Here is a 22531-nt window from a genome sequence, read left to right on the forward strand (position 1 = left end):
CCGATGGGGGACACTGGACGCCGTAGCGCAGCAGTGTCCCCCGACAGGAGCCCGATCCCATGCCCCGCCTCGCCCTCTACGCCCTCGTCGTCTGCCTCCTCGCCGTCGCGGCGGCGGTCGTGTCCTTCGTCCAGGGCAGCTGGCTGGGGATCGTGTGGGTGCTGCTGGCGGGGCTGTCGTCCAACATGTGCTGGTACTACGTCAAGCGCGGCAGGATCGACGCCTACCAGAAGCGGTAGAGGCTCCAGCCGTTCGACGCCTCCAGGTCGCTGACCCCGAGTCCGTTCAGGACCGCGTGGACCAGGTCGAAGAACACGCTGTTGACCTGCGGCACCCACAGCAGTGCGAAGACGAACAGCAGGCCGAAGGGGGCGAAGGGCTCGATCTGCCGCTTGACCTCGTACGAGAGCCAGGGCTCGAGGACGCCGTAGCCGTCCAGTCCCGGGACCGGGAGGAAGTTCAGGATGGCGGCGGAGACCTGGAGCAGGGCGAGGAAGGCCAGCGCGTAGAGGAACACCGGCGGTACGCCGTCGAGGGCGTCCAGCCAGAACGGGGCCGTGCAGACGACGGCGAACAGGACGTTCGTGAGCGGACCCGCCGCGGAGATCAGGCTGTGCCGCCAGCGGCCGCGGATCCGGTCGCGCTCGATGAACACCGCGCCGCCGGGGAGGCCGATGCCGCCCATGATCACGAAGATGACGGGGAGCACGATGCTGAGCAGGGCGTGGGTGTACTTCAGCGGGTTCAGCGTGAGGTAGCCCTTGGCGCCGATCGTGATGTCGCCGCTGTGCAGGGCGGTGCGGGCGTGGGCGTACTCGTGCAGACAGAGGGACACGATCCAGGCGCCGGTCACGAACAGGAAGACGGCGATGTCCGTCCGCTCGGCGAATCCGGTCCAGGTCGCCCAGCCCGTCACCGCCGTCACGGCGCAGATGCCGACAAAGACGGGGCTGATCCGCCGGTCGCTGTGGCGGGTGGTGGCGGTGGTCATGGGGCTCCCTGAACTGGACGAGCACGCGGCGGGACGGCCCGACGGTACCGGGCACAGGTGAGAACGTCTTGGGGTGGGGCGGAGGTTCCATGGGGGGTGGGGGGTGCGCATGCCTGCGGCGCTTGTGGGGGTCGGGCGGGCGGGGCTGGTGCGGGGGTTGGGGTGCGTGGTGGGTGGGGGCCCAGGTCGGCCGGGGGCCCGACCTGGCCGGCAACCCGGTCCGCCGGGCGGCCAGATACGGCCGGCGAGCCGACCTGGCTGGGGACCAATGCGGCTGGCGGCCCGATCTGCCCAGCGACCCCGCCCGTACGGCGGTCCGACCTGGCCGGGGCCAGATCCATGCGGCGATCTGGCCTGGCCGGCGGCCAGATGGGGCTGGCGAGTCGACCTGGCTGGGGGCCCGACCCGGTTGAAGAGCCGATCCGCCCGGTGACCTGCCCCGCCTGACAACCCGTCCCGCCTGACAACCCGCCCCGCCCGACGACCCGACCCCGCCCGACGACACCCCGCTGAAGTAACCCCGTGACCGGCCCCGACCTCACCGGAGACAATGGACCCCGTGCGCTATCGCATCCTCGGCACCACCCAGGCACTCCGTTCCGACGGTACGTCCGTCCCCGTCGGTGGCACGCGGCTGCGCGCGCTGCTGACCGTTCTCGCTCTGCGGCCCGGCCGTACCGTCCCGGTGAGCCTTCTCGTGGACGAGGTGTGGGGTGGCGACCCGCCGGCCGACGCGACCGGTGCGCTGCAGGCGCTGGTCGGGCGGCTCAGGCGGGCGCTCGGGGCGGACGCGGTCGCCTCGGTGGAGGGCGGCGGCTACCGGCTCACGGCGGGGCCGGACGACATCGACCTGCACCGTTTCGAGCGGCTCGCCGGTGACGGCATGCGGGCGCTGGCCGACGGCGACCCCGCGAAGGCGGCCGTGGTCCTGGACGACGCCCTCGCGCTGTGGCGGGGCCCGGCGCTGGCCGATCTGCCCGACCGTACGGCCGAGGCGGCGCGCGTGCAGGCCCGCCGGCTGGATGCCCTGCGCGCCCGTCACACCGCCGCGCTCGCCCTCGGCCAGGCCGATCAGTCTCTGCCCGAACTGACCGCCCTGTGCGACACCCACCCCCTCGACGAGCCCCTCCAGGCCCTCCGCCTGCGCGCCCTGCGCGACACGGGCCGCACGGCCGAGGCGCTGGCCGCCTACGAGTCCGTACGACAGCTGCTCGCGGACCGGTTGGGAGCCGACCCGGGAGCCGAACTGCGGGCGCTGCACGGAGAGTTGCTGCGACCGGAGCCGTCCCGCGAGGACCGGGGGGCCGCTGCGGCAGCACCCGCGGGTGAGGCGGTTCGCGGCACCGACGGTGGCGCCCGCACAAACGCCCCGGCCGCGACGCACGCGACCGCACCCTCGCCCCCCGGCAACCTCCGCGCCCGTCTCACCTCGTTCGTCGGCCGGGAAGCCGACATCGAGGCGATTCGCGGAGACCTCGCCGGCGCGCGGCTGGTCACGCTGCTCGGGCCGGGCGGGGCCGGGAAGACCCGGCTCTCGCAGGAGGCCGCCGAGGCCGTGGGGGACGTGGTCCGGGACGGGGTGTGGCTGGCCGAGCTCGCGCCGGTCGACGATCCGGGCGCCGTTCCCGAGGCCGTACTCACCGCCGTAGGCGCCCGCGAGACCGTGATGTACGGCGCCGGTGCCGAGGCGATGCGCGCCGCCGGGAGCGAGCGGCTCGACGACCCCGTGGAGCGGCTCGCCGAGCACTGCGGTCGGCGCAGCATGCTGCTGATCCTCGACAACTGCGAGCACGTGGTCGACGCGGCGGCCCGGCTGACGGAGACGCTCCTGGAGCGCTGTCCGGGGCTGACCGTCCTCGCCACCAGCCGTGAACCCCTCGGTGTACCGGGGGAGTTGCTGCGACCCGTGGAGCCCCTCCCCGAGCCGGTCGCGCTGCGGCTGCTCGCCGACCGGGGTGCCGCCGCCCGGCCCGGATTCCGGGTCGACACCGACGAGGAGACCGCGGCGGCCTGCGCCGAGATCTGCCGGCGTCTCGACGGGCTGCCCCTCGGCATCGAGCTCGCCGCCGCCCGGCTACGGATGCTGAGTGCACGTCAGATCGCCGACCGGCTCGACGACCGCTTCCGGCTGCTGACCTCCGGCAGCCGTACCGTGCTGCCCCGCCAGCAGACCCTGCGGGCCGTCGTCGACTGGTCCTGGGACCTGCTCGACGAGGAGGAACGGGACGTCCTGCGGCGGCTGTCGGTGTTCGCCGGCGGGTGCGACCTGGCCGCCGCCGAGGCCGTGTGCGGTCCCGTCGCGCTGGACGCGCTCGGCTCGCTCGTCGACAAGTCCCTGGTGGTGGCGGCGCCTTCACCGGGTCAGGGGGACGGCGAGATGCGCTACCGGCTCCTGGAGACCGTCGCCGAGTACGCCGGCGAGCGCCTCGACGAGGTGGAAGGACTGCGCGCCGACGCCGAGCGCGCGCATCTGACGTACTACCGTGAACTCGCCCGTACCACTGACCCGTTGCTGCGCGGGCCCTGCCAACTCGCCGCCATCGGCCGGCTGGAGCGCGAGTACGAGAACCTCCGCACCGCCCTGCGCCGGGCCGTGGCCGACCGAGACGAGCAGGAAGGGCTGTGCCTGGTCCTGTCGCTGGCCTGGTACTGGCAGATGCGCGACCTGCGCATCGAGGCCCGCAACTGGTCCCGTGACGTCCAGGGCCTGGGCCCCGACCCCTTCACCGAGCCGGTCCGCCCGGCCGCGCCGGTGTGGGAGCGCTGCACGGACACCCCGCCGCCCTGGACCGGCGAGGTGCTGCAGGAGGCCCGGCGCGGCGCCCATCTCGTTCATCTCGCCTGCATGGACACCGAGTTGGACGCCTGGCAGAACCAGCACGCGCAGACCAAGCTGCGGTCCATCGCCGCCACCTATGAGCCGGGCATGGCGCAGACCTGCCGGATGCCGGGCTCCCTGTGGTTCTTCGCCATCATGCTCACCGGGGACCTGGAGCGGCTGCGGAAGGTCATCCAGGCGACCGTCGACACCTGCCGGACCACCCCGGGTTACGACTGGGAGCTCGCCGCGGCCCTCCAGTGGCGGGCCAATCTGCTCGCCAACCGCTCCGACTGGGCCGGGGACGCCATCCAGGACGCCGAGGAGGCGCTGGAGATCTACGAGCGGATCGGCGACCTGTGGGGCACCGCCGAGGCGCTCTCCGCGCGCGCCGAGGCCCATGAGCGCAAGGGTGAATGGCACGAGGCCGCGGCCGACTACGAGCGGGCGATCGAGCGGGCCGAACAACTCGGCGCCCGCGCCCAGAAGTCCGTGCTCAACGCCCGGCTGGGCAGCGCGCTGCTGGAGACGGGGGAGGCCGAGCGCGGCGAACTCCTGCTGCATGAGGTGATCGCCGATCAGGACGGCGCCCGCAACGAGGCGATGCCCGCCGCCCGGATGTTCCTGGCCGGCCGGCTCGGCATGACCGGCCGCATTCCCGAAGCGCGCGAACAACTCCAGCTGCTGCGCCAGCAGTTCGGTATCGCTCACTTCGTCATCTTCGACGCCTTCATCCTCGGCTCGGAGGCCTGGCTGGAGGCCTGGGACGGCCGCTACGAGAAGTGCCTGACCCTGACCCGCCGGGCGCTGGAGAAGTCCGAGGACCCGCTGGCGCTGACCATCGCCCCGCAGATGCGCACCATGTACCTTCACACCGCCGGGCTGGCCCTCGCCGGGGCCGACGGCGGAGCCCGCGCCCGCGACGGAGCCCGCTGCCTCAGGGCGGGGGACGCGCTGCTGCCGCCCAGCCACGCCCCGACGACCATCGAGCGCACCGTGCGCGGCAGGGCCGAGCGGGAGCTGCGCGCGGTGCTGGGCGACGCGGCCTACGAGTCGGCGTACGCGGAGGGCGACGGCCTCTCCCCGCAGGAGGCCGCCGCCCTGGTGTGACGCGCACGCAGGGTGAACGTCAGCTCTTCGTACGGAACTTGTGGATGGCGATCGGCGCCATCACCGCCGTGATCGCCGCCGACCAGCCGAGCGTCAGCCACACGTCGTGCGCCGCCGGACCGCCCACCATCAGCCCGCGCGCGGCGTCCGCGAGTGCGGACAGCGGGTTGTAGTCGGTGAAGTTCTGCAGCCAGCCCGGCATCGACTGGGTGGGTGCGAAGATCGACGAGCCGAACTGCAGCGGCATCAGCACCAGGAAGCCCATGGCCTGCACGGACTGGGCGCTCTTCATCACCACGCCGAGGGTGAGGAACACCCACATCAGGGCCGAGCCGAAGACGGCGGACAGCCCCACCGCCGCGAGCAGACCACCCCAGTTGGTGATGTCGAAGCCCACCAGAACACCCACGACCATCAGGACCGCGGTCGCGAACAGCATCCGCATCAGCTCCACCGCGATCTTGGCGAACAGCACCGAGCCGCGGCCGATCGGCAGGGACCGGAAGCGGTCCATGACACCGGAGTTGAAGTCCGTGTTGAAGCCGGTGCCGACGCCCTGGGCCATGTTCATGCCCATCATGGCCATCAGCCCGGGCACCACATACTGCACATAGGCCTGCTGGCCGCCGCCGAGGGACTGGCCGATGGAGCCGCCGAAGACGTACACGAACAGCAGGGTGAAGATGACCGGGAACAGGATGGCGTCGAACATCGACTCCGGGTCCTGCTTGATCCACAGCAGGTTGCGGCGGATGAGGGCGCCGGTGTGGCGCAGATGGCCGCGCAGCGGGATACGGGCGTCGGCTTCCGTGGCGGTAAGGGTGGCGGCGCTCATACGGCGACCTCCTCGCGGGTGTCGGTGGGGACGGTGTCCTGCGGGGCACTGGCACGGTGGCCGGTGAGGGACAGGAACACCTCGTCCAGGCTGGGCAGTTCGGTGGTGATGGAGGAGAGGGTGATACCGCGCGCGGTGACCGCGCCGACCACGGCGGTCAGCTGCTCGTCGCTGAGGATGGGGACGATGAGGGCGCCGCCGTCGGTGTCCACCGTGCTGGTGGCCAGCCCGGTGATGCCGAGCTCGTCGATCCACCCGGCGAGCGGCCGCAGCTGCAGCGGATCGACGGGCCGTACCCGCAGCGAGCGGCCGCCGACCTTCGCCTTGAGCTCCTCGATGGCGCCGTCGGCGATGACCTTGCCGTGGTCCACGACGGTCAGCTCGGAGGCGAGCTGCTCGGCCTCCTCCATGTACTGCGTGGTCAGCAGGACGGTCACGCCCTCCCCGACCATCCGCTTGACCTCGTCCCACACCTCGTTACGGGTGCGCGGGTCGAGACCGGTGGTCGGCTCGTCCAGGAACAGCACCTGGGGCCGGCCGATCATCGAGGCGGCGAGGTCGAGCCGGCGCCGCATACCGCCGGAGTAGGTGCTCGCCGGCCGCTTCGCCGCGTCCGTGAGCGAGAACCGCTCCAACAGCTCGTCGGCCCGGGAGCGGGCCTCCTTGCGGGGCAGGTCGAGCAGCCGCCCGATCATGTACAGGTTCTCCCAGCCGGGCAGCTTCTCGTCCACCGAGGCGTACTGCCCGGTGAGCCCGATCACCCGCCGCAGCTGCCGGGGCTGCCGTACGGCGTCGTAACCGGCGACCGTGGCCTGTCCGGAGTCCGGGGCGAGGAGGGTGGAGAGAATGCGTACGAGGGTGGTCTTGCCGGCGCCGTTCGGCCCGAGGACACCCATCACGGTGCCCTCGCGCACGTCCAGGTCGACGCCGTCCAGCGCCTTGGTCTCGCCGTAGTGCTTGACCAGCCCCCGCACGGAAACGGCGGAGTCCCCGCTCTTGGGGTTCTTGTCGATTCGCGTCATACCGAGGACGGTGCCAGCCGCCACCGACAAACCACCGACAGGCCGCCTACAGGGACCTACAGCCCACCGACAGAGCACAAAAAAGGGGGGCGCCCGGCGTTCACCGGGCGCCCCTTCTCGTCGTACGGCCGCTCAGTGCCGTACGGCCTCCGCGTGTTCCGGCAGATGGGTCGCGACCACGCGCTCGCGGCCGGCCGGGACGGCCACGCGCCGCCGGTCCACGACCGCGGCCACCGCGGCGACCCCGAGGCCGAGCACCGCCAGGGCGGCGCCCGTCAGGGCCGGGGACGTCGCGCCGAGGCCCGCGGCCAGGGCGAGACCGCCGATCCAGGCGCCGCCGGCGTTGGCCAGGTTGAAGGCGGCCTGGTTGGCGGAGGAGGCCAGGGAGGGGGCGGCGGACGCCTTCTCCATGACCATCAGCTGGAGCGGCGAGCCGGTGACGAAGGCCGCCGTGCCCAGCAGGACGACCGCCACCGCCGCGCTCCACTGCGTGGACATCAGCACCGGGAACAGGGCCAGGACCACGACCAGCGCGGTCAGGCCGCCGAACAGGGTGCCGCGCAGCGAGTGGTCGGCGAGCCGTCCGCCGACCAGGTTGCCCGCCGTCGCGCCCACCCCGAACAGGGCGAGCAGCAGCGTCACGCTGGAGCCCGCGTAACCGGCCGCGTCCGTGAGCATCGGCGTGATGTAGCTGTACGCGGCGAACAGCGCGCCGAAGCCGGCGACCGTCGTGCCGAGCGCCAGCCAGACCGGCAGCGACTTCAGTGCGACCAGTTCGCGGCGCAGGCCCACCGCGGGGGCGTGTGCGTGGTCGCGCGGGATGAGGAGCGCCAGGGAGGCTATCGCCGCCAGGCCGATCGCGCTGACGCCGAGGAAGGTCGCCCGCCAGCCCAGGTGCTGGCCCATGAGGGTGGCGACGGGCACGCCCGCGATGTTGGCGAGGGTCAGGCCGAGGAACATCAGGGACACCGAGCGGGCCTTGCGCTCCGGTGCCACCATGCCGGTGGCGACGACCGCGCCCACCCCGAAGAAGGCACCGTGCGGCAGCCCGCTCAGGAAGCGGGCCGCGAGCAGCCAGTGCTCGTCGGGGGCGAAGGCGGACAGCGCGTTGCCGGCCACGAACAGTCCCATCAGGCCGATGAGGACCACGCGACGGGACATCCGGGCGGTGACCGCGGCGAGCAGCGGGGCGCCGATCACCACGCCCAGCGCGTACGCGGACACCAGATGTCCGGCGGTCGGGATCGAGATGCCGAGGTCGTCCGCGACATCGGGCAGCAGGCCCATCATCACGAATTCGGTGGTGCCGAGACCAAAAGCGCCGACGGCCAGAGCGAGCAGGGCCAAGGGCATGAAGAGCCGAGCCTTTCAGGGGAGAGCGGAGTTCCGTACGAGTGTATGTTCAAGTACGGAACAAATACTCCCGGGCCCGGTATTCCAAGGGACGTCCGGCGGGTTACGACGAGGTGGCGAGGTTCACACGGGCCGCCACCGGCAGATGGTCGCTGCCGGTCGCGGGCAGCGTCCACGAGCTCAACGGCTCCACGCCCTGCACCATGATCTGGTCGATCCGCGCCATCGGGAACGACGCCGGCCAGCTGAACCCGAAGCCGCTGCCCGCCGCGCCCTGCGTGGAGCGCATCTGGGAGGTGACGGCGTTGAGCGCGCGGTCGTTCATCGTGCCGTTGAGGTCGCCGAGCAGGATCTTCCGGGAGAGCTTCTCGTCGGCGATGGCCTCGCCCAGCGCGTCGGCGCTCTTGTCGCGCTGCCGGGCGGTGAAGCCGGCCGCCATCTTCACCCGCACGGACGGCAGATGGGCCACGTACACCGCGACCTGTCCGTCCGGGGCGGCCACCGCGGCGCGCATCGCACGGGTCCAGCCCAGCTTGATGTCGACCGGCTTCACGCCGCTGAGCGGGTACTTGCTCCACAGCCCGACGGTGCCCTCGACCGCGTGGTACTTGTACGTCGACGCCAGCGCCTTCTCGTACACCGGCACCGCCGAGGCGGTCAGCTCCTCCAGGGCCACCACGTCCGCGCCGGAGGCGGCCACGTCCCGGGCGGTGCCGGACGGGTCGGGGTTGTCGGCGTTGACGTTGTGGGTGGCCACCGTGAGGTCGCCGCCGGTGGCGGACTTGTCGGAGAGCAGCCCGCCGAAGAGGTTCAGCCACACGACCGCCGGGAGCAGCACCGCGATCAGCGCGGTCGCCGACCTGCGCAGGAAACCGAGCAGGAGCAGCACCGGGACGAACACGCCGAGCCACGGCAGGAAGGTCTCGGTGAGACTGCCCAGGTTGCCGACGGCGTTCGGGATCTGCGCGTGCAGCAGCATCACCAGGGCGATGAGCAGCGCGAGGGCGGCCAGGACGACACCGCGGCGCCAGATCCGACGATCACCGCGCCAGCCGGAGAGCGGGCGGCCGAGCAGGCGCCGGAGCCGGTCTCTCTGGCGTTCGGGTCCCGAGCCGCCGTCCGCCGTCTCCGTCACGTATGCCTGCTGCGCCATACCGTCGCCTCACTACCTGCCGTGCACACCGTTCACCCCGTTGCCGTGGGGCGCCAGACGCCCCGTACGACCCTAGGGGATGTTCGGGTTCTCTCTCGTCGTCCCATGACGACCGTACGGGGGCGTTGACGTACAAGTCGGCTTCCCGAGTTCCCTGCTGCGGCTCGGAAAGCGCCCTCTGTGACGAAACGCGCACACTAGGAACTGACGGGGCGTAGGCCTTCGAGGACGGTGTCGACGATCTGTTCGGAGAGGCCCTCCAGCAGGTCGGCGTTGGGCTGCATGATGGTGCGGAACAGCATGGGGCCGACGATCAGGTCGTTGACCAGCTCGACGTCGATGTCCGTGCGGAGCTCGCCGTTGGCCTGTCCCCGGCGCAGGATGGCGATCTGTCTGCGGCGCCGGGGCGCGACGACGAGCGTGTGGTAGGCGTCCCACACCTTCGGGCTGCTCTTCATCTGGGCGAAGACACTGTGCAGCAGCGCCGAGGAACGGGTCATCAGCCCGCGCTGCCGCAACTGCTCGAGCAGCGCCACGAGATCGTCGCGCATCGAGGTGCCGGGCAGTTCGGCGTCCGGGGGCTCGGCGGTGCGCACGACGTCGACGAAGAGCTCCTCCTTGCCGCTCCAGCGGCGGTAGATGGTGGCCTTGCCGACGCCCGCGGTCCGGGCGATGCGCTCGATGGACAGCTCGGCGAGCGGCACGCCGTCCTCCAGCAGCTTGATGACGGCCTCGATGATGGACCGCTCCACGGCCTCACTGCGGGGCCGCCCCCGTACGGCCCCCGACTGCCTGGCCTGACCCTCCGCGAGGCCGCTCACGTCGCCTGGTCCTCTCTGTGGGATGGGTGATTCTCCCTGGTCTACGGTCTACGGCGGTGCAGGGGGCCGGGGTTGGGCCGGGGCCGCGTGGTGGGGGCGGCTGGGGCTTCTGCGCGGTGCAGGTGGTTTTTGGTCGTCGCCGGTGCGGGTGGCGTCGGGCGCCCGCCTGCTGCTGCTGCCGCTGCTGCTGCCGCTGCCGTTGTCCGGTCGTCCCGTCCCGCACCGCTGCCTCAGGTTTCCCCGGCGTCACTCCCTCGGGGCGCCACTGCTCCCGGCCCTTCACCCGGTGCCGGTGACTCCTGGTGTCCTGCTGCAGCTACAGCCGTTGCCCGGTAGTCCCGTCCGGCACCGCCGCCTCGGGCCCTTTGCCCCGTGCCGGTGGCTGGGCTGGCGTCCTGCCGCTGCCGCTGCCGCTGCCGCTGCCGCTGTCCCGTCGTCCCGTCCCGCACACCCGCCTCCGGTCTCTTCGGCACCGCTTTTCCCGGCCGTTCGCCCGGTGCCGGTGACTCCTGGTGTCCTGCTGCAGCTACAGCCGTTGCCCGGTAGTCCCGTCCGGCCCCACCGCCCCAGACCCCTGGGCCAGTTGGCCGGCCCGGGGGTCAGGCTCGTCAGGTCACTCCGACGCAGGGACCAACTTCTCTTCCTCCTGGCCCTGCTGAGGTTCCTTCGGGCGGCCCGGCAGGTACAGCGCCACCACTACCGCGCCCACCACGGCCACGCCCGCTCCCCACAGCGCGGTGACGTGCATCGCGTGGAGGAAGGCGTCGTTGGCCGGGCCGACCAGGGCGTCGCCCCGGGGGCCGAGCTTCGCGGCGACGCCGAGAGTGGCCTCGATGGACTCGCCCGCGGTGTGCCGTACGCCCGCCGGGACCTGGCCCAGGTGGGACTCGATGCCGTTGCGGTAGGCCGTGGAGAGCACCGAACCGAGGACGGCGATGCCGAGCGCGCCGCCGACCTGCCGGAAGGTGTTGCTGAGGGCGGACGCGGAGCCGGCCTTCTCGCGCGGCAGGGCCTGCATGATGACGACGCTGGTCGGCGTCATGATGTGCGCCATGCCGGTGCCCATGAGGAAGAAGATCACCTCGAGGAGCCAGATCGGCGTGTCCGCCTCCAGCGCGGCGAACGCGCACAGCATCGCGGCGATCAGCAGCATGCCCCCGGTCGTCGTCGCCCGGTTGCCGAAGCGATCCACGACCAGCCGGGCGCGCGGCGCGAAGATCAGCTGCGCGGCGGCCAGCGGGAGCATCAGCAGACCGGTCTGCAGCGGCGAGTAGCCCCGCACGCTCTGGGTGTAGAAGACCGAGAAGAAGGTCACGCCCATCAGCGCGAAGAACACCAGCCCTATGGCACCGATCGCGGCCGAGAAGACCTTGTTCTTGAAGTAGGTGACATCGATCGACGGATGGTCGCTGCGCTTCTCGAACACGACGAACGCGACGAGCACCGCGAGACCGGCACCGATGGTGGCCAGCACCGTCGCGTCCGTGAAGTCGGCGAGCTGACCGCCCTTGATGATGCCGTAGACGAGCAGGACCAGTCCGATGACCGACAGCACGACACCGACGGGGTCGAGACGGCCCGGGTTCGGGTCGCGCGAGTCGGGTACCAGCCACAGCATCAGCGCGAGTGCGAGCACCACGATCGGCACGTTGATGAGGAAGACCGAGCCCCACCAGAAGTGGTCGAGCAGCACACCGCCGGTGATCGGCCCGATGGCGATGGCGAGCCCGACGCCACCCGCCCAGATGCCGATGGCCTTGGGCTGCTCCTCGCGCTCGAACACGTTCATCAGGACGGCGAGCGTGGCCGGCATGACGAACGCGGCGCCGAGGCCCATCAGCGCGCGGAAGGCGATCAGCTGGTTCGGCGAGTCGGAGAACGCGGCGAGGGCGGAACCGGCGCCGAACACGAACAGCCCGCCCAGCAGCACCTTCTTGCGGCCCAGCCGGTCGCCGAGCAGGCCCGCGGTGAACAGGAGACCGGCGAAGACCAGGGTGTAGGCGTTGATCGCCCACTCCAGCTCACTCTGGGTGGCGCCCAGGCCGGTCGGCGCGGGAGTCGAGATCGTCTTGATCGCGACGTTCAGAATGGAGTTGTCGAGCACCACGATCAGGAGGCTCAGCATCAGTACACCGAGGATCGCCCAGCGGCGCCGGTGCACCGCCTCCGGTACCCGGGAGTCAGGGGCTGCGGTAGTCATGCCTCCGAGACTAACCCCATTACGATACGGTACCGTCTCGTATCGTTAATTATTTACCCAGCTCTTACTCATCCTGGCGGCCGTCCGAGCCGTGCCTGAACGGTCACACCGACCACCTCTGGCCCTGACCGGGAGGAGGTGCCACCATGGACGTGATCCGGGGACGCCGTGAGGGCGCCTCGAGATGACGTAAGGAGCCGTTGCAATGACGCAGCTTTCGGCTGCCCACACCAAGCCCTCCGACGGCAGCAAGACGCTGTACGGGGGAAAGGGCACTCGCCGCATCACCGTCCGGGACATCACCCTCGCCAAGGAACGCGGCGAGAAGTGGCCCATGCTCACCGCCTACGACGCGACGACCGCCTCCGTCTTCGACGAGGCCGGCATCCCCGTGATGCTCGTCGGCGACTCGGCGGGCAACTGCCACCTCGGCTACGAGACCACCGTGCCCGTCACCATGGACGAGATGACCATGCTGTCGGCGGCCGTCGTACGGGGCACCTCCCGCGCCCTGATCGTCGGCGACCTGCCCTTCGGCTCCTACCAGGAGGGCCCGGTGCAGGCGCTGCGCTCGGCGACCCGGCTGGTCAAGGAGGCCGGCGTCGGCGCCGTGAAGCTGGAGGGCGGCGAGCGCTCCCACGAGCAGATCCGTCTCCTTGTCGAGTCCGGCATCCCGGTCATGGCCCACATCGGTCTGACCCCCCAGTCCGTCAACGCCATGGGCTACCGCGTCCAGGGCCGCGGCGAGGAGGCGGCCCAGCAGCTGCTGCGCGACGCGAAGGCCGTCCAGGACGCGGGCGCTTTCGCCGTCGTCCTGGAGCTGGTCCCGGCGGAGCTCGCGGCCGAGGTCACCCGGGTCCTGCACATCCCGACGGTCGGCATCGGCGCGGGACCGGAGACTGACGCGCAGGTCCTCGTCTGGACCGACATGCTCGGCCTCACCGGCGGCCGGGTCCCGAAGTTCGTCAAGCAGTACGCCAACCTGCGCGAGGTCATGGGCAACGCGGTGAAGGCCTTCGCGGAGGACGTCGTCGGCGGCACGTTCCCGCTGGACGAGCACTCCGTCCACTAGGGCCTTAAGGCCCGCCAGAGCCACAGCGGCACCACAGCGCCCCGCCGATCTTCCCCCGTCGGCGGGGCGTTCCGCATCCAGAACAGGCTTTAGGACAGGAACATGCCTATTGGGTGCCTACGGTCGTCGAGACAGCCGACGTGAGCGAAGGAGCCGACATGTCCGAGCAGACCAGCGCCGCGCCCGAGGGCTACACCACCGTCGCGCCCTGGGTCGTGACCGACGACACGGGAGCCTTCCTCGACTTCGTCACCGAGGTGTTCGAAGGCGACGAGCTCAGCAGGGTGGCCACCGAAGACGGATCGATCGGCCACGGCGAGATCCGGATCGGCGACACGGTCGTCCTGGCCTTCGACCGGCGCGCGGACTGGCCGGTCATGCCGAGCCTGCTGCGGGTCTTCGTCACGGACGCGGACGAGGCCTTCTCCCGGGCGGTCGCGGCCGGCGCCCACGTAGTCACGTCCCTGGGAGACAGCGCCTTCGGGCAGCGTGGCGGCCGGATCAAGGACCCTTTCGGCAACATCTGGTGGGTGGTCGCCCAGGTCGAGGACGTTGCCGAGGAGGAGATGTGGAAACGGCTGAGGATGCCGGAGTACGTGGAGGCGATGAAGGTGGCGCAGGAGACCTTCGACGCCGAGATGACCGGGCGGGGGAGCGGGCGCAGCAGCGCACCGGTCATGACGGACGGCTGACCTCCGTAGCCGCCCGCCCTCCCACCGGCCTAGTCGAACCGCTCCAGATCCCGCAGCCAAGCCTTCGCCGAGCTGTCCGACGGGGCCCGCCAGTCACCGCGCGGTGACAGGGAACCGCCCGCCGAGACCTTCGGTCCGTTCGGCATGGCCGAGCGCTTGAACTGCGCGAACGCGAAGAAGCGGCGGCAGAACACCTCCAGCCAGCGCCGGATCTCCGGCAGGTCGTACGTCCCGCGCTTGTCCTTGGGGAAGCCCGGGGGCCACGCCCCGGCGTCGACGTCGTGCCAGGCGTGCCAGGCCAGGAAGGCGATCTTCGAAGGCCGGAAGCCGTAGCGCAGCACATGGAAGAGCGTGAAGTCGTGCAGCGCGTACGGCCCGATCTTCGACTCGGTGGACTGCATCTCCTCGCCCGGTACGAGCTCCGGGCTGATCTCGGTGTCGAGGATCGCGGTGAGGATCTCACCGGTCTCCGCGTCGAACTGCTCGCTGCTGACGACCCAGCGGATCAGATGCTGCATCAGCGTCTTCGGCACGCCCGAGTTGACGTTGTAGTGGCTCATCTGGTCGCCCACGCCGTACGTGGACCAGCCGAGCGCCAGCTCGGAGAGGTCACCGGTGCCGAGCACGATCCCGCCGCGCTGGTTGGCCAGCCGGAACAGGTAGTCGGTGCGCAGGCCCGCCTGGACGTTCTCGAAGGTGACGTCGTACACCGGCTCGCCGGAGGCGAAGGGGTGGCCCATCTCCTGGAGCATCAGCCGAGCGGTCGGCGTGATGTCCAGCTCGGCCGCGGTGACGCCGAGGGCACGCATCAGACGGTGGGCGTTGGACTTGGTGTGGTCGCTGGTGGCGAAGCCGGGCAGCGTCCAGGCCAGGATGTCGCTGCGCGGCCGGCCGGCCCGGTCCATCGCGCGGGCGGCGACGATCAGCGCGTGCGTGGAGTCCAGGCCGCCGGAGACACCGATGACCACCTTCGGGCCGCCGATCGCCGCGAGCCGCTGCTGGAGCCCGGCGACCTGGATGTTGTAGGCCTCGTAGCAGTCCTGGGCGAGCCGCTCGGCGTCGGCAGGCACGAACGGGTAGCGCTCCAGACGGCGCCTGAGACCCAGGTCACCCGCCGGCGGGTCGAGCTCGAACGCCACCGTCCGGAAGTCACCGGTGCGTGTGAGATGGGTCCGCCGGTTCTCGTCGAACGTGCCCATCCGCATCCGCTCCTGCCGCAGCAGGTCCAGGTCCACGTCGGCCACCGCGTACTCGTCGCCCTGCGGGAACCGCTCGGTCTCCGCCAGCAGGACGCCGTTCTCGTAGACCATGGCCTGGCCGTCCCAGGACAGGTCGGTCGTCGACTCGCCGAGTCCGGCCGCCGCGTAGACGTAGGCGGCGAGGCAGCGCGAGGACGCCGAGCGGCACAGCAGCTTGCGGTCCTCGGCCCGCCCGACCGTGATCGGGCTGCCGGAGAGGTTGACCAGGACGGTCGCGCCGGCGAGGGCGGCCTCCGCGCTGGGCGGCACCGGCACCCACATGTCCTCGCAGATCTCCGCGTGCAGCACGAGACCCGGGACATCTCCCGCCTCGAACAGCAGGTCCACGCCGAACGGCACGCTCGCACCGCCGACCCGGATCGAGCCGCCGCGCTCGTCGGCACCGTCGCCGATCTGCCGACGCTCGTAGAACTCGCGGTAGTTGGGCGGGTACGACTTCGGTACGACACCGAGGACCCGGCCGCGGTGCACGATCACCGCGCAGTTGTAGAGCCGGTTGCGGTGGCGCAGCGGGGCGCCGACGACCAGCACCGGGAGCAGGTCGGCCGACCCTGCGACCACGTCCGCGAGCGCCGTCTCGACCTCGTCGAGCAGCGCGTCCTGCAGGAGCAGGTCCTCGATGGAGTAGCCGCACAGCCCCAGCTCCGGGAAGACGGCGACGGCGACCCCCTCCTCGGAGCACCGGCGCGCGTGACGCAGTACCGCTTCGGCGTTGGCGGGCGGGTCCGCGATGACGGTGTGACCCGTACACGCGGCGATGCGTGCGAACCCGTGCTGATAGATGGACCAGAAGTTCGAGGCAGTCACGGGCATCAGTGTAATCGTCAGAGCGACGCGATGGGGGAGGGGGCCTGCGCGGTGCGGGACGGTCTGCCCGAAGCCAAGTCTGTGTGTTGGCCGGGTCATGATCCTTTGATGCCCCTTGCCGGATTGTCATGACCTTGCCTTCAATGAACGGTATGAGCGGCATAAATGGCATGAGCGGCACGCGAGATGAAGGCCCGGGCCGTGCGGCGGGATGGGGCTGGTTCCTGGCCTGGCTCCTGGTGGGAGCGTGCGCCGGCATCGGCCTCGCGGCGATCCTGACGGTGGGCGCGGCCTTCGTCGTACTCGCCGCGGTGGCCGCGGTGTTCCTGCTCCGCAGCGGACCTCGACGCGCTGTCCTGGGCGGCGTCTCGGGAGTGGCCCTGCCGCTGTTCTACCTCGCGTACCTGAACCGGGGCGGCCCGGGGGAGGTGTGCCACGCGGTGCCCGGCGGGCAGTCCTGCACCGACGAGTACACGCCTGTTCCGTTCCTCGTCGCCGGGGTGCTCGTACTGGTGGCGGGTTGCGTGATCCACGCGATGACCGGCCGCCGCGAGGGAGCGGGCCGCGTGTCGGAGAGCTAGGGCCCTCCTGATGGATCTCCGCGGCGTCGCGACGCCCGGCACGCACGCTCACCGCACGGCGCGCAGGGCCAGGTGGCTCCGCCACATGACCCTCAACGCCGCACGCCGATCGCACGCACCGAACGCCGCTCCGTCTTCCACGGAGATCCATCAAAAGGGCCCTGGCCGGGCGGGACATGCGCGAGGGCCCGGCCCCGGAGGTTCTCACCTCCGGGACCGGACCCCTGTGGACGCGCGTCCGGATCAGTGCTTGCCGAACGACTGCACGTAACCGTTCGCGGGCGTACCCACGCCGGTGACGTCGTCGTAGCCCTTGACGGCGGACAGCGAGCTGTCCTTGCCGAGGCTGCGGACCGAGACGGTCAGACCACCGCTGGCGTCATAGCCGTTGACGAAGTCGGTGCGGGCCACCGCGAGTCCGGACCCCGTGGGGTTGTCCGTGATGTCGTGGAAGGCCTTCGAGCCGTACTTCGCGTAGATCGACGGGTTGGCGAAACCGATCGCCTTGCCGCCCCGCGCCTGCTGGGCGAGCGCCTGCACGGCCGCGATCACCGGCGAGGCCAGCGACGTGCCGCCGATGCGGTACTCGCTGTACTGCTGCGAGCCGTCGGGGAAGGTCTGCGTCTGCCCCACCAGGAAACCGGTGTTCGGGTCGGCGATCGCGGAGATGTCCGGGACGACACGGTTGCCCGCGGCGTTGTTGGCCGTGGCGAGCGCGTTCGGGACGACACCCTTCTGGTAGAAGGGCTCGGCGACCGTCTTGCTGGTGCCGCCGCCCGCACCGGAGGTGAACGCGCCGGGGAAGTTGGTCCAGCTCTTGCCGTCCGCGGACAGCGTGGCCTTCTCGGTGCCCCAGCCGGTCTCCCACAGGTACTTGTCGCCCTTGCCGACGGCCAGCGAGGTACCGCCGACCGCCGTCACCCACGCCGAGTTGGCCGGGGTGTCGACCTGCTTCGTCCCGGTGTTGGCGACCTCGTCGCCGTTGTCGCCGGAGGAGAAGTAGAAGCCGATGCCCTCGACCGCGCCGAACTGGAAGACCTGGTCGTAGGCGGCCGCGAGATCCGGCGTCTGGTTGGCCTCGATGTCGCCCCACGAGTTGGAGACGATGTCGGCCAGGTGGTTGTCGACGACCTTGCTGAGCGAGTCGAGCAGATCGTCGTCGTAGCAGGACGCGGCACCCACGTACGTGATGTTCGCGTCCGGCGCGACCGCGTGCACGGCCTCGACGTCGAGGGTCTCCTCGCCGTACCAGCCGGCCGCCCCGCACTCCTCGGTCTTCGTGTAGTTCTTCGGCAGGACCTGCTTCAGCTGGCCGCTGGTGTAGGCGGCGTCACCGTTCTTCTTCGCGTACGTGGCCGCGTCGAAGGCGATGGTCGGGGAGGCGTAGGCGTCGGTGATGGCGACGCGCACGCCCTTGCCGGTGTACGTGCCCGCACTGTAGGCGGCGCGCAGCTGCTTGCCCGTGTAGCCCTTGATCGCGTACGGGATCTTCGAGCCGTAGGCCGCGGGCAGCGTGCTCGCGGTCTTCGAGCCGTAGTACGAGGAGAACGGCCCGGCGTTCTTGAACACGGCGTCCGGCGGCGGCAGTTGGTCCTTGCTGCTCGCCTTGTGCGGTGCGTTGTCCAGGCCGGTGACGGTCAGGACCGCACCGTCGAGGGCGGCCGGCGCGGAGGCGGCCTTGGCCGGGGCGTGGTAGGTCTTCGAGCCCTTGGCGTAGTTGTGCAGCTGGGTCCCGAAGGCCTTCTCGACGGCGGCCACGTCACCGCTGACGGCGACGTAGTGCTCGGTCACGTCCGTGACCTTCAGTCCGGCGGACGTCAGCCAGGACTTGACCGCCGAGACCTGGGCGGCGGTGGCGCCGAAACGCTGCTTCGCCTGCTGTGCGCTCAGGTACTTGCCGTACGACGCCGAGCTCGGGTCGGCCACGGCCTTCGCGTAGGCGGCGAGCCCGGTGGCGTCCTTGCCGGCGAGGTAGACCCGGGCGGAGACCTTGGAACTGTCCGCGGTGGCGCCCTTGTCGGCCTTGGCGGTGGCCCACGCGGGCTTGGTCCCGGCCAGCGTGTCACGGTTCGGGCTGTCCGCGGCGTGGGCCGCGGGTATACCGAGCGCCAGCGCGCCCGCGAGCATCGGCAGCGTCGCCGCCATGCTCACCCCGGCGCGGAGTTTGGCGCGGTTGGATCTCATGGAACCCCCTGGATGCGGTTCGTCGCGAGTGATCACTCGACGGTGTGGCCACTCTTGCGACGAACGGTTCATGCAAGGGGAATGCGCATGCCAAGAAGAGCCCAATTAACCTAATGAAAAAGGCTTGTTCGAGGGTTAACCCTCTATGATCGGGGTTTTGCGCCCCGCTCCTTCAGCATCCCCGCCATCAGGTCGATCTCCGACTGCTGCGCGGCGACCATCCCCTGCGCGAGCCGCTTCTCGACGCCGACCGTGCATTTGTCCACACAGCCCTTCGCCATGTGGACGCCGCCCTGGTGATGGTCCGTCATCAACTGCAGATAGAGGATCTCGGCCTGTTTGCCGTTCAGCGTGCCCAGCTTCTTCATCTCGCTGTCGGTCGCCATGCCCGGCATCAGCGAACCCTCACCGGCCGACGGCATGTCACCCATGCCCATCCACGTCATCGGCGGATCCGCCGACACCTTCGGCAGCCCCCACAGATCCAGCCAGCCCAGCAGCATGCCGCGCTGGTTGGCCTGCGTCTGCGCGATGTCGTAGGCGAGCCGTCGCACCTCGACGTCCTTGGTACGGTCGCGCACGATGTACGACATCTCGACGGCCTGCTGATGGTGCACGGCCATGTCGCGCGCGAAACCGGCGTCCGCGGACTCGGCGGACGGGGTGTCGGCCGAGCCGCCGTCCTCGGCCACGGCGTAGGTGATCGCGCCGGCCGCGACGAGCACGCCCGCCACGGCCACGGCCACTCCTGCGAACCTCACTGACCCAGACCACCCGTGCACGCCGCGCCCGGCTCGGGCGTCTGCTCGCCCTGCACGAACTTCTCGAAGAACTTGTCGACGTTCGGGTCGCTCGCCCCCGTCACGGTCCGCTGGTGGCCCCACGCCGACAGCACGATCGGGTCCTTCTGCTTGTCGTCGGGGCTCATCAGCGTGTACGGCGTCTTCTTCACCTTCGCCGCGAGCGCGTCCACGTCCGCCTTCTTGGCCTTGGCGGTGTACGTCACCCAGACCGCGCCGTGCTCCAGCGAGTGCACGGCGTTCATGTTGTTGAGCGCCTTGGTGTAGACGTCGCCGTTGCAGTTCATCCAGACCTGGTTGTGGTCGCCGCCGACCGGGGGCTCCATCGGGTAGCTCACGGTCTTGACGACGTGGTTGCGGCCCAGCGTGCCCTTCCAGGTCTTCACGCCGTCCGAGCCCGTGACGAAGTGCCCCTTGCCCTTGCCGTCGGCCGCCGTGCTGTCGTCGTCGGACTGCGACTGCACCAGCACGATGCCGCCGGCGACCAGACCGGCGACGACGACCACACTCGCGGCGATCGTGAGGATCCGGTTGCGGCGCTCGCGGGACTGTTCGGCGCGCCGCATCTCCTCTATGCGCGCCTTGCGTGCCGTGGCGGTGCTCTTCTTGGCGGAACCCATGAGGTGTGTCCTTCTGGGGGAAAGGGGCGGGACGGATGGTGACGATCGGTCCGCTGATCGTAGTGGGGCGGGGGTGACTTCTCGTAGGGAGGCCATAGGAAACCGGGGCGCGGGGTGAGACGGGGCGGGCCGGGCATTACGTATGTCAGTCCGAGCAGGCAAGATGGGCAGCGGAGCAGTACATCCACCGGACGTGAGGCGTTCATTCCCGGGCCGCCGGGACGATCAAGGTCGGCAACGCGCACGAAATGCTGTTGTGGTGTGATGCTCAGGTGCCCGACCGCCTCCTGCGGGATACGGAGACAGGCGGCCTGACCAGCAAGGATGGGGAAGCGGAAGATGGACAAGCAGCAGGAGTTCGTGCTCCGGACCTTGGAGGAGCGCGACATCCGGTTCGTACGCCTGTGGTTCACGGACGTGCTGGGCTTCCTCAAGTCCGTCGCCGTGGCCCCGGCCGAGCTGGAACAGGCCTTCGACGAGGGCATCGGCTTCGACGGCTCGGCGATCGAGGGATTCGCCCGCGTATACGAATCCGACATGATCGCCAAGCCGGATCCGTCGACCTTCCAGGTCCTGCCCTGGCGCGCGGAGGCCCCCGGTACGGCCCGGATGTTCTGCGACATCCTCATGCCGGACGGCTCCCCGTCCTTCGCGGACCCCCGGTACGTCCTCAAGCGTGCCCTGGCCCGCACGTCCGACCTGGGCTTCACCTTCTACACCCACCCGGAGATCGAGTTCTTCCTCCTGAAGGACCGCCCGCTGGACGGCTCACGCCCGACCCCGGCCGACAACTCCGGCTACTTCGACCACACCCCGCAGAACATCGGCATGGACTTCCGCCGCCAGGCGATCACCATGCTGGAGTCGATGGGCATCTCGGTCGAGTTCTCCCACCACGAGGGCGCCCCCGGCCAGCAGGAGATCGACCTCCGCTACGCCGACGCGCTCTCGACGGCCGACAACATCATGACGTTCCGCCTGGTCATGAAGCAGGTGGCGCTGGAGCAGGGCGTCCAGGCCACGTTCATGCCGAAGCCGTTCTCGGAGCACCCCGGCTCGGGCATGCACACCCACCTGTCCCTCTTCGAGGGCGACCGGAACGCGTTCTACGAGTCGGGCTCGGAGTACCAGCTCTCCAAGGTCGGCCGCTCCTTCATCGCGGGCCTGCTCAAGCACGCGGCGGAGATCTCCGCGGTCACCAACCAGTGGGTCAACTCCTACAAGCGCATCTGGGGCGGCACCGAGCGCACCGCCGGCGCCGGCGGCGAGGCCCCCTCCTACATCTGCTGGGGCCACAACAACCGCTCGGCCCTGGTCCGCGTCCCGATGTACAAGCCCGGCAAGACCGGCTCGGCCCGTATCGAGGTCCGCTCCCTCGACTCCGGCGCCAACCCGTACCTGGCGTACGCCCTCCTCCTGGCCGCCGGCCTCAAGGGCGTCGAGGAGGGCTACGAGCTCCCGCCGGGCGCCGAGGACGACGTCTGGGCCCTGTCCAACTCCGAGCGCCGCGCCATGGGCATCGAGCCCCTGCCCCAGAACCTGGGCGAGGCCCTCACCCTGATGGAACGCAGCGACCTGGTCGCCGAGACCCTGGGCGAGCACGTGTTCGACTTCTTCCTGCGCAACAAGAAGAGCGAGTGGGAGGAGTACCGCAGCGAGGTCACCGCCTTCGAGCTGCGGAAGAACCTGCCGGTGCTGTAGAGCTTCGCCGTAGGGCGCGGGGACTGTCGCTCAGTTCCCCGCGCCCCTGGCGGTCGGCTACTGCTGTGCCAGCTTCGCCAGTACCTGGTGCAGCGGCTCCGTCTCCCTGCGCTTGTACTCCTGGATCGCCCAGCCGTTGCCGTCCGGGTCCTTGAAGTACATGAAGGTGGCGCCGTCCTGCGGGGCGAACTGCACCGGTTCGCTCACGTCCAGGCCACGCGAGGTGAGCTCCTCGTACGCCGCCTTCGCGTCCGTCACACACAGCTGCATGCCGTGGTACGTGCCGGGCTGCGGGGTTCCCGTGGGGGCCTGGAGGCCGTCCACCAGGGCGATGGAACAGCCCGAGCCGGGCGGGGTCAGCTGGCAGATGCGGACGCCCTCCATCACCTCGCCGTCCAGGGCCACGTGGAAACCGACCTTGTCGCGGTAGAACTCCTTGGCGCGGTCCACGTCCGTGACCGGCAACAGGATGACCTCGAGGCTCATGTCCATGGCGTGACTCCCTTGTCGAC

Annotated in this window: 17 protein-coding genes and 1 pseudogene; 6 read left to right on the top strand and 12 right to left on the bottom strand. The window is 70.5% G+C overall.

Going from position 1 to position 22531, the window contains the following annotated elements; genetic code table 11:
* The first annotated feature begins 3 nt into the window (after positions 1–3).
* Positions 4–239: pseudogene (locus ACZ39I_RS03715) on the top strand (hypothetical protein).
* On the opposite strand, the gene ACZ39I_RS03720 reads toward ACZ39I_RS03715, so the two are convergent.
* Positions 224–991 carry a site-2 protease family protein gene (locus tag ACZ39I_RS03720; protein WP_467242563.1) on the bottom strand — a complete coding sequence of 256 codons (768 nt, stop codon included), beginning with the start codon at positions 989–991 and terminating at the stop codon, positions 224–226. The pseudogene ACZ39I_RS03715 and the gene ACZ39I_RS03720 sit on opposite strands and share 16 nt — an antisense overlap.
* A gap of 550 nt (positions 992–1541) precedes the next feature.
* On the opposite strand from ACZ39I_RS03720, the gene ACZ39I_RS03725 reads away from it, so the two are divergent.
* Positions 1542–4919 carry an AfsR/SARP family transcriptional regulator gene (locus tag ACZ39I_RS03725; protein WP_467242565.1) on the top strand — a complete coding sequence of 1126 codons (3378 nt, stop codon included), beginning with the start codon at positions 1542–1544 and terminating at the stop codon, positions 4917–4919.
* Positions 4920–4938: 19 nt separating this feature from the next.
* Here ACZ39I_RS03725 and ACZ39I_RS03730 read toward each other — a convergent pair whose 3' ends face one another.
* From ACZ39I_RS03730 to ACZ39I_RS03755, 6 genes are all read right to left on the bottom strand, one after another.
* Entirely contained in the window at positions 4939–5754 is an 816-nt protein-coding gene (locus ACZ39I_RS03730; RefSeq protein WP_467242568.1) for an ABC transporter permease, read from the bottom strand.
* Complete coding sequence (locus tag ACZ39I_RS03735) at positions 5751–6776, bottom strand: ATP-binding cassette domain-containing protein (protein ID WP_467242571.1); 1026 nt, start codon at positions 6774–6776, stop codon at positions 5751–5753. Before ACZ39I_RS03735 ends, ACZ39I_RS03730 begins: the two co-directional genes overlap by 4 nt.
* Positions 6777–6908: 132 nt before the next feature.
* Positions 6909–8129 (bottom strand): MFS transporter, encoded by a 1221-nt coding sequence (locus ACZ39I_RS03740; RefSeq protein ID WP_467242574.1) that lies wholly within the window; start codon positions 8127–8129, stop codon positions 6909–6911.
* 103 nt (positions 8130–8232) lie between these two features.
* Complete coding sequence (locus ACZ39I_RS03745; protein WP_467242577.1) at positions 8233–9282, bottom strand: endonuclease/exonuclease/phosphatase family protein; 1050 nt, start codon at positions 9280–9282, stop codon at positions 8233–8235.
* 197 nt (positions 9283–9479) lie between these two features.
* Entirely contained in the window at positions 9480–10103 is a 624-nt protein-coding gene (locus ACZ39I_RS03750) for a TetR/AcrR family transcriptional regulator (protein ID WP_467242580.1), read from the bottom strand.
* Between the two features lie 613 nt (positions 10104–10716).
* Positions 10717–12303: an MFS transporter gene (locus tag ACZ39I_RS03755; RefSeq protein ID WP_467242582.1), complete on the bottom strand. Its 1587-nt coding sequence runs from the start codon at positions 12301–12303 to the stop codon at positions 10717–10719.
* A gap of 205 nt (positions 12304–12508) precedes the next feature.
* Here ACZ39I_RS03755 and panB point away from each other — a divergent pair, with 205 nt between their 5' ends.
* Both panB and ACZ39I_RS03765 read left to right on the top strand, forming a co-directional pair.
* Positions 12509–13375, top strand: a complete 867-nt coding sequence (panB, locus tag ACZ39I_RS03760; protein ID WP_393599326.1) for a 3-methyl-2-oxobutanoate hydroxymethyltransferase — start codon at positions 12509–12511, stop codon at positions 13373–13375.
* A gap of 158 nt (positions 13376–13533) precedes the next feature.
* On the top strand, positions 13534–14067 hold the full coding sequence (locus ACZ39I_RS03765; RefSeq protein ID WP_467242586.1) for a VOC family protein: 534 nt from the start codon (positions 13534–13536) through the stop codon (positions 14065–14067).
* A 29-nt stretch (positions 14068–14096) separates the two neighbouring features.
* On the opposite strand, the gene ACZ39I_RS03770 is transcribed toward ACZ39I_RS03765, so the two are convergent.
* Complete coding sequence (locus tag ACZ39I_RS03770; RefSeq protein ID WP_467242589.1) at positions 14097–16139, bottom strand: NAD(+) synthase; 2043 nt, start codon at positions 16137–16139, stop codon at positions 14097–14099.
* Between the two features lie 146 nt (positions 16140–16285).
* Here ACZ39I_RS03770 and ACZ39I_RS03775 point away from each other — a divergent pair, with 146 nt between their 5' ends.
* Positions 16286–16714, top strand: a complete 429-nt coding sequence (locus ACZ39I_RS03775; protein WP_467242592.1) for a hypothetical protein — start codon at positions 16286–16288, stop codon at positions 16712–16714.
* A 243-nt stretch (positions 16715–16957) separates the two neighbouring features.
* Here ACZ39I_RS03775 and ACZ39I_RS03780 read toward each other — a convergent pair whose 3' ends face one another.
* The 3 genes from ACZ39I_RS03780 to ACZ39I_RS03790 all read right to left on the bottom strand — a co-directional run bounded on the left by ACZ39I_RS03780 (position 16958) and on the right by ACZ39I_RS03790 (position 20318).
* On the bottom strand, positions 16958–18898 hold the full coding sequence (locus ACZ39I_RS03780; protein WP_467242596.1) for a S53 family peptidase: 1941 nt from the start codon (positions 18896–18898) through the stop codon (positions 16958–16960).
* A 143-nt stretch (positions 18899–19041) separates the two neighbouring features.
* On the bottom strand, positions 19042–19644 hold the full coding sequence (locus ACZ39I_RS03785; protein WP_467242599.1) for a DUF305 domain-containing protein: 603 nt from the start codon (positions 19642–19644) through the stop codon (positions 19042–19044).
* Positions 19645–19655: 11 nt separating this feature from the next.
* Entirely contained in the window at positions 19656–20318 is a 663-nt protein-coding gene (locus ACZ39I_RS03790; RefSeq protein ID WP_467242602.1) for a DUF3105 domain-containing protein, read from the bottom strand.
* A gap of 339 nt (positions 20319–20657) precedes the next feature.
* Here ACZ39I_RS03790 and glnA point away from each other — a divergent pair, with 339 nt between their 5' ends.
* Complete coding sequence (gene glnA / locus ACZ39I_RS03795; protein ID WP_352383150.1) at positions 20658–22019, top strand: type I glutamate--ammonia ligase; 1362 nt, start codon at positions 20658–20660, stop codon at positions 22017–22019.
* Between the two features lie 57 nt (positions 22020–22076).
* On the opposite strand, the gene ACZ39I_RS03800 is transcribed toward glnA, so the two are convergent.
* Positions 22077–22511 carry a VOC family protein gene (locus ACZ39I_RS03800; RefSeq protein WP_467242606.1) on the bottom strand — a complete coding sequence of 145 codons (435 nt, stop codon included), beginning with the start codon at positions 22509–22511 and terminating at the stop codon, positions 22077–22079.
* Positions 22512–22531: the final 20 nt, after the last annotated feature.

This window comes from Streptomyces sp. NPDC024687, from assembly GCF_055559055.1.

Excerpts from the sequence above, each read along its gene's own strand:
- ACZ39I_RS03720 (WP_467242563.1), bottom strand. The coding sequence starts at position 991 with ATGACCACCGCCACCACCCGCCACAGCGACCGGCGGATCAGCCCCGTC.
- ACZ39I_RS03725 (WP_467242565.1), top strand. The coding sequence starts at position 1,542 with ATGGACCCCGTGCGCTATCGCATCCTCGGCACCACCCAGGCACTCCGT.
- ACZ39I_RS03730 (WP_467242568.1), bottom strand. The coding sequence starts at position 5,754 with ATGAGCGCCGCCACCCTTACCGCCACGGAAGCCGACGCCCGTATCCCG.
- ACZ39I_RS03735 (WP_467242571.1), bottom strand. The coding sequence starts at position 6,776 with ATGACGCGAATCGACAAGAACCCCAAGAGCGGGGACTCCGCCGTTTCC.
- ACZ39I_RS03740 (WP_467242574.1), bottom strand. The coding sequence starts at position 8,129 with ATGCCCTTGGCCCTGCTCGCTCTGGCCGTCGGCGCTTTTGGTCTCGGC.
- ACZ39I_RS03745 (WP_467242577.1), bottom strand. The coding sequence starts at position 9,282 with ATGGCGCAGCAGGCATACGTGACGGAGACGGCGGACGGCGGCTCGGGA.
- ACZ39I_RS03755 (WP_467242582.1), bottom strand. The coding sequence starts at position 12,303 with ATGACTACCGCAGCCCCTGACTCCCGGGTACCGGAGGCGGTGCACCGG.
- panB (WP_393599326.1), top strand. The coding sequence starts at position 12,509 with ATGACGCAGCTTTCGGCTGCCCACACCAAGCCCTCCGACGGCAGCAAG.
- ACZ39I_RS03765 (WP_467242586.1), top strand. The coding sequence starts at position 13,534 with ATGTCCGAGCAGACCAGCGCCGCGCCCGAGGGCTACACCACCGTCGCG.
- ACZ39I_RS03770 (WP_467242589.1), bottom strand. The coding sequence starts at position 16,139 with ATGCCCGTGACTGCCTCGAACTTCTGGTCCATCTATCAGCACGGGTTC.
- ACZ39I_RS03775 (WP_467242592.1), top strand. The coding sequence starts at position 16,286 with ATGAGCGGCATAAATGGCATGAGCGGCACGCGAGATGAAGGCCCGGGC.
- ACZ39I_RS03780 (WP_467242596.1), bottom strand. The coding sequence starts at position 18,898 with ATGAGATCCAACCGCGCCAAACTCCGCGCCGGGGTGAGCATGGCGGCG.
- ACZ39I_RS03790 (WP_467242602.1), bottom strand. The coding sequence starts at position 20,318 with ATGGGTTCCGCCAAGAAGAGCACCGCCACGGCACGCAAGGCGCGCATA.
- glnA (WP_352383150.1), top strand. The coding sequence starts at position 20,658 with ATGGACAAGCAGCAGGAGTTCGTGCTCCGGACCTTGGAGGAGCGCGAC.
- ACZ39I_RS03800 (WP_467242606.1), bottom strand. The coding sequence starts at position 22,511 with ATGGACATGAGCCTCGAGGTCATCCTGTTGCCGGTCACGGACGTGGAC.